This window comes from Bordetella petrii, from assembly GCF_020991325.1.
In the GTDB taxonomy this organism is placed as follows: Bacteria; Pseudomonadota; Gammaproteobacteria; order Burkholderiales; family Burkholderiaceae_B; genus Bordetella_A; species Bordetella_A petrii_E.
This window is the reverse complement of record NZ_JAJMLX010000283.1, coordinates 1-5,668: the sequence shown is the minus strand read 5'-3', so window position 1 is coordinate 5,668 and position 5,668 is coordinate 1. Positions and strand designations below refer to the sequence as shown.

Here is a 5,668-nt window from a genome sequence, read left to right as displayed (position 1 = left end):
CTGCCTGCGCGCCGGCGACATGCTGCCGCTGGCGCAACCCGGCCTGCCCGCCAGCCTGACGCCCGCCCCAGAGCGCGAACCCGCGCCGGTGCATGCATCGTTGATACCGGAATACCCCAGCCACTGGCATATCGGCGTCCTGCTGGGCCCGCATGGCGCCCCGGACTTCTTTACACCGGAGTCCATCGAGCAGTTCTTTGCAGCCGACTGGGAAGTGCACTACAACTCGAACCGGCTGGGCGTGCGGCTGATGGGCCCCAAGCCGGCCTGGACCCGCCAGGACGGCGGCGAAGCCGGGCTGCATCCGTCGAACATCCACGATTGCGAGTACGCCATCGGCAGCGTCAACTTCACCGGCGACAGCCCGGTTATCCTGACGCGCGATGGCCCCAGCCTGGGCGGTTTTGTATGCCCGGTGACCATTGCCAAGGCCGAACTGTGGAAAGTGGGCCAAGTGCGGCCGGGTGACCGCATCCGCTTCACCCCGCTGACCACCGAACAGGCCCTGGCCCTGCAACAGCAACAAGACACAGCCATCGCCACGCTGGGCGCCGAGACGCGCACGGACGCGCCGGCGGCGGAACTGGCGACGCTGGCGCCCGTGGTGGCCAGCCTGCCCCCCACCGGCGCGCGGCCCCTGGTCACTTATCGCCAGGCGGGCGACAACTACCTGTTGCTGGAGTATGGCGACAACGTGCTGGACCTGGCGTTGCGCATGCGCGTGCATCTGCTGATGCAGGCGCTGTCGGCCGAGCCGATCGCCGGGGTGCTGGAATTCTCGCCCGGCGTGCGCTCGCTTCAGATCCAGTACGACAGCCGCGTCGTGCGCCAGGACGCCCTGGTGGCGCGCCTGCTGCGCATCGAAGACACCCTGCCCGATGTCGCCAGCCTGAAGATTCCCACGCGCGTGGTGTACCTGCCCATGGCGTTCGAGGACAGCGCCACGCTGGGCGCCGTGCAGCGCTACCAGGAAACAGTGCGCGCCAGCGCGCCGTGGCTGCCCAATAATGTGGACTTCATCCAGCGCATCAACGGCCTGCCGTCGCGCGACGACGTGCGGCGCATTGTGTTCGACGCCAGCTACCTGGTGCTGGGCCTGGGCGATGTATACCTGGGCGCGCCCTGCGCCGTGCCCATCGACCCGCGCCACCGCCTGCTGACGTCCAAGTACAACCCGGCGCGTACCTTCACGGCCGAAGGCACGGTTGGTATCGGCGGCGTCTACATGTGCATCTATGGCATGGATTCGCCCGGCGGCTATCAACTGGTAGGCCGCACCCTGCCTATCTGGAACAAGTTCCTGAAGAACCCGGTATTCCAGGAAGGCGAGCCCTGGCTGCTGCGCTTTTTCGACCAGGTACGCTTCTACCCGGTGTCCGAGGCCGAACTGGCGGTGCTGCGCGAAGATTTCCGCGAAGGCCGCGCCACGCTGCGCATCGAAGAGGAGGACTTCGATTTCGCCGCCCACCGGCGCTTCCTGGCCGAGCATGCCGCAGACATAGACGCCTTCAAGGCCACGCAGCAGGCCGCCTTCGAAGCCGAAGTGGCGCTGTGGCAGGCCGAGGAAACCGCCACCGCCGAACTGCAGGCGCCCGCCGAACCGGCGCTGCAACTGGCGGCCGGCGAACGCGCGGTGTGCGCCGACCTGTGCGGCAACGTGTGGAAGATTCCGGTCAGTGTCGGCCAGCGCGTCGAAGCCGGCGACACCCTGGTCATCGTGGAAGCCATGAAGATGGAACTGTCCATCAAGGCGGACTTCGGCGGCACGGTCACGGCCATCCAGTGCGCCCAGGGCAAGCCGGTGAACAGCGGCGACATGCTGCTGGTGATCGATGCCGAGGCCGATTGCACCGTGGACTGACATGCGACTGACCCTGAGCCCCCAGACCGGCGCCGCCCCCGCCGCCTCGTCCGCCATCACGCTGGCGGGGCAGGCCTACGAACTGATCAAGCGCGACTTGTTCGAATTCCGCCTGCTGCCCGGCGACGAATTCACCGAGGCCGAACTGGTGGCGCGGCTGGGCGTCAGCCGCACGCCGGTGCGCCAGGCGCTGTACCGGCTGGAACGCGAAGGCTTCGTGCTGCTGCGCCAGCGCAGCGGCTGGCGCGTGCGCCCTTTCGACTTCGAGCGCTTCGAAGCCCTGTATGACGTGCGCATCGTGCTGGAACAGGCGTCGGTGCAGCGGCTTTGCGGCATGCACGACATGGACGGCAACGGCATCCTGTCTGAACTGAAGCACATCTGGCTGGTGCCGCCGGCCGAACGCCTGCGCAACGGACGGCAGGCCGCCGAACTGGACGAAGCCTTCCACTGCGCGCTGGTGGCGGCCGCCGGCAACCCGGAAATGGCGCAGATCCATCGCGACGTGACCGAAAAAATCCGCATCATCCGCCAATTGGACTTCACCAAGGACTACCGCGTGGATGCCACTTACATGGAACATGGCGCCATTCTGCGCGCCATCCTGGCGCGCCGCGCCGACGAGGCCGTGCGCATGCTGAAGTCGCACATCGAGATCAGCAAAGCCGAAGTGCGCAAGATCACCCTGCACCGGCTGCAGGCCGCCCGCACGGCCATGCACGCGGCGGTGGCCTAGCGGTAAACCGCGTGGGCGCCACGCGGGGCGGATATGTGGCAAAATTTTTGCGCCTTCCGTATTCCCCTGGCCGTCCATGCTGACTGCACGCACCGCGTTTCCCTACGACTATGCCCGCGTCGAGCAGGTCGTGGCCGAACACGTGCCGCGATGGCGCGGCATGGGGTTCGATGCCGTGGTGGCCATTGCGCGCGGCGGCCTGGCGCCGGCCCTGATCGCCAGCGCGGCGCTGGACCTGCCGCTGTATGCCGTGTCGTACCAGCGCCAGGCCCGGCAGGTATCGTGGTTCACCGCGCAAACCCCCGCGGCCGGCGCGCGCGTCCTGCTGGTCGAAGACATTGCCGGGCGCGGCACCACCCTGTCGGACAGCATCGAATTCCTGGCCGCGCTGGGTTACCGCCTAAGCGTGTTCACCCTGGCCTACGACGCCGAATCACGGGTGCGGCCCGATTTCGGCGTGGAAATGCCCGCGGGCCTGCGCGCCTGGTTTCCCTGGGAACGCGAATCCATCACCCCGGCCTACGATGCCACTGACAATGCGCCCGCACTGCCGTCGAACGCCTATGCGTCGTGGGCCATCGACCTAGACGGCATCCTGTTGCCGGACCTGCCCACCCACTTGTATGAATCCGACCTGGCCGCGGCCCTGGCGCAGCGCGATCTGCTGGTGCCCAGCGCCACCCTGCCCGGCCGCGACCTGCGCCTGCTGCCCATTATTACCGGCCGCCCCGAGCAAGACCGGGCGCGCACCCAGGCCTGGCTGCACCGCCATGGCTTCCAGGGCCCGCTGGTCATGCGCGACGCAGCCCGCCACAGCGCCGCCCAGACCGCCGAACACAAGGCCCAGGCCATCGTGGCGGGCTGCCATACGCATTTCATCGAAAGCGACATGGCCCAGGCACTGGAAATCGCCCGCCTGGTAAAAGTGGCGCGGGTGTACTGGTGGAATGGCCAGACGGCGCTGGCCATTTATGCCAGCCACGCGGATGAGCTGCGCTAGCGGCTAGGGCCTGGCATCCATGGCGCTACCTTGAGCGGCCGTGGCGAGCGTGCGGATGTTCATGGGTGTCCGGCTCCCGTCAGGGTGCCGGACACCGTTCTACTGAAGCTGTCGTGGCACACAGCGGTGTCTGGCACCCTGACGGGAGCCAGACACCCGGCAATCGACAATTGGCAACCCACCTTCAGGCGGCCACGCTGCGATAGATGTGGTGCGCCAGCGCGACGTCCTCGAGCCCGATGCCCACCGACTTGTACACCAGCAGGTCGCCCGTGGCCGGCGCGGCATCCTGGTTCTGCAGCAAGGCGCCCAGTTCCACGATTTTGCCGGACGCGCCTGTATCGGGCCCCGCCATGACCAGCTCGCCGCCTTCGCGCGCGGTCTGGCTGGCCGATTCCACCGCGATCAGGGCGGCACGGCGCAGCACTTCGTCGTCGACTTCACGCGTCACGGGCTTGGATGAACCAATGGCCGCCACCAGCGTGCCGGGCTGCAGCAACTTGCCGTCGAACAGGGGCTCGGCCGCGCGGGTAGCCGTGATGACCACGTCGGCCCAGGCCACCGCTTCTTCGGCGCTTGCGGCCGATACCGGCACGCCATAGCGCTGCTGCAGCTGTTCGGCGAACGCGGCGCCGCCGCTGCGCGACACCACGCGGAATTCAGACGCATAGCCGTCCAGCGCAAAGGCCTCGACGTGCGAATCGGCCTGCACGCCGCTGCCGAACACCGCCACCTTGCGGCCCGGCCCGGGTTTCAGGCGGTCGGCCGCCACCCGCGTGACCGCGGCCGTGCGCAGGCGCGTGAGCGCGTTGCCGGCCACCGTGCACAACAGGCGGCCATCGTCGCAGGCAAACAACGGAATAATGAAATTGAACTGGCCGTTGATGGTGGGATACACCTTGGCGCCCATGACGCCGGCACCTGTGTGGATGCCGCCCATCATCGACAGCGAGACCCCCGCGTCATGCACGCGCACGCGTTCCTGGATGACGCCCGCGCCGCGGCCCAGGTCCTGGAACAGCGCCTGCATGGCGTCCACCGCCGCACGCATGGTAATGGTTTGGGCTACCTGCTCATCAGAAATAAACAACATCGAAGTTCCTTGAATGGCCGGTCAACAAAGGGGCGCGCCGGCGGCCGCGCACAGCGGCCACGGCGCACGGGCGAACCCGCGGGCCCGGTGACGGGAACATGGAGAATCGTCGATGATGCAATCGGGCCGGGGCGCAGCACAAATAGCAAACGCAATAGTACTCATAACCTTTGCGCATGCCACGGACAAGCTCCGCAGCCCGGCAGGCCGGCTTCCGCCGGCGGCAGCCGGGGTCAGTCCTGTGCGGCCGGCCGCGCCATGTCGGCGATCAACTGGCCCACCACGCTCCAATCTTGTTCGGCGCGGCCGGTATTGCACGCGGCTTCCAGCCACTGCAAAGTATTGGCGGCCATAGGCAGGCAGGCGCCGGCATCGCGCGCCGCGTCCAGGGCCAGCCGCAAGTCCTTGCGCATCAGGCCGGCGCGGAAGCCCGGCTTGAAGTCTCCTTCCAGCAGGCGCAGGGCGTTCTTTTCCAGCACGGCGCTGCGCGCCGCCCCGCCTAGCAAGGCTTCCCGCACCGCGGCCGGGTCCACGCCGCTGCTGCGCGCCAGCGAGAAAGCCTCGGCCACGCCCAGCATCACCGCGCTGACCGCCACCTGGTTGCAGGCCTTGGCCACCTGGCCGGCGCCGTTATCGCCCACCCTGACCACGCGCGACGCAATCGCCTGCAGATAGGGCTGGCAGGCGTCGAAGGCGGTTTGGGTGGCGCCCACCATGCAGCTCAGGCTGCCTTGCTCGGCGGCCTGCTGGCCGCCGCTGACGGGCGCATCCAGCAGCGCCACCCCGCGTTCGGCCAGGCGGCGCGCATGCTCGCGCGTGGCCGACGCGGATATGGTGCTGGTGTCGATGACATGGCTGCCCGCCGGCAACGCGGAAGCCAGGCCCTGTTCGCCGAACAGCACGGCCTCGACCGCGGCAGTATCCGACAAGCACAGCATCACCACCCGCGCCATGCCGCCCAGTTCCGCGGGCGAAGCC

At 68.2% G+C, this 5,668-nt stretch carries 5 protein-coding genes; 3 read left to right on the top strand and 2 right to left on the bottom strand.

Annotated elements, in window-relative coordinates; all coding sequences use genetic code 11:
* From LPZ50_RS20875 to LPZ50_RS20865, 3 genes are all read left to right on the top strand, one after another.
* A partial coding sequence (locus tag LPZ50_RS20875) for a carboxyltransferase domain-containing protein (protein WP_230664577.1) occupies positions 1 to 1,861 on the top strand: 1,861 nt, incomplete at its 5' end.
* A gap of 1 nt (position 1,862) precedes the next feature.
* Positions 1,863 to 2,597 (top strand): GntR family transcriptional regulator, encoded by a 735-nt coding sequence (locus tag LPZ50_RS20870; protein WP_230664576.1) that lies wholly within the window; start codon positions 1,863 to 1,865, stop codon positions 2,595 to 2,597.
* A 76-nt stretch (positions 2,598 to 2,673) separates the two neighbouring features.
* A complete protein-coding gene (locus LPZ50_RS20865) occupies positions 2,674 to 3,597 on the top strand; it encodes a phosphoribosyltransferase (protein WP_230664574.1) in 924 nt (307 codons plus the stop codon).
* A gap of 184 nt (positions 3,598 to 3,781) precedes the next feature.
* Here LPZ50_RS20865 and LPZ50_RS20860 read toward each other — a convergent pair whose 3' ends face one another.
* The gene (locus LPZ50_RS20860; protein ID WP_230664572.1) at positions 3,782 to 4,690 is read right to left on the bottom strand and encodes an ornithine cyclodeaminase family protein; all 909 of its coding nucleotides are present in this window, start codon (positions 4,688 to 4,690) and stop codon (positions 3,782 to 3,784) included.
* A gap of 233 nt (positions 4,691 to 4,923) precedes the next feature.
* Positions 4,924 to 5,668 (bottom strand): NAD(P)-dependent oxidoreductase (locus LPZ50_RS20855; protein WP_230664570.1); only part of this gene is annotated, 745 nt, incomplete at its 5' end.

Excerpts from the sequence above, each read along its gene's own strand:
- LPZ50_RS20870 (WP_230664576.1), top strand. The coding sequence starts at position 1,863 with ATGCGACTGACCCTGAGCCCCCAGACCGGCGCCGCCCCCGCCGCCTCG.
- LPZ50_RS20865 (WP_230664574.1), top strand. The coding sequence starts at position 2,674 with ATGCTGACTGCACGCACCGCGTTTCCCTACGACTATGCCCGCGTCGAG.
- LPZ50_RS20860 (WP_230664572.1), bottom strand. The coding sequence starts at position 4,690 with ATGTTGTTTATTTCTGATGAGCAGGTAGCCCAAACCATTACCATGCGT.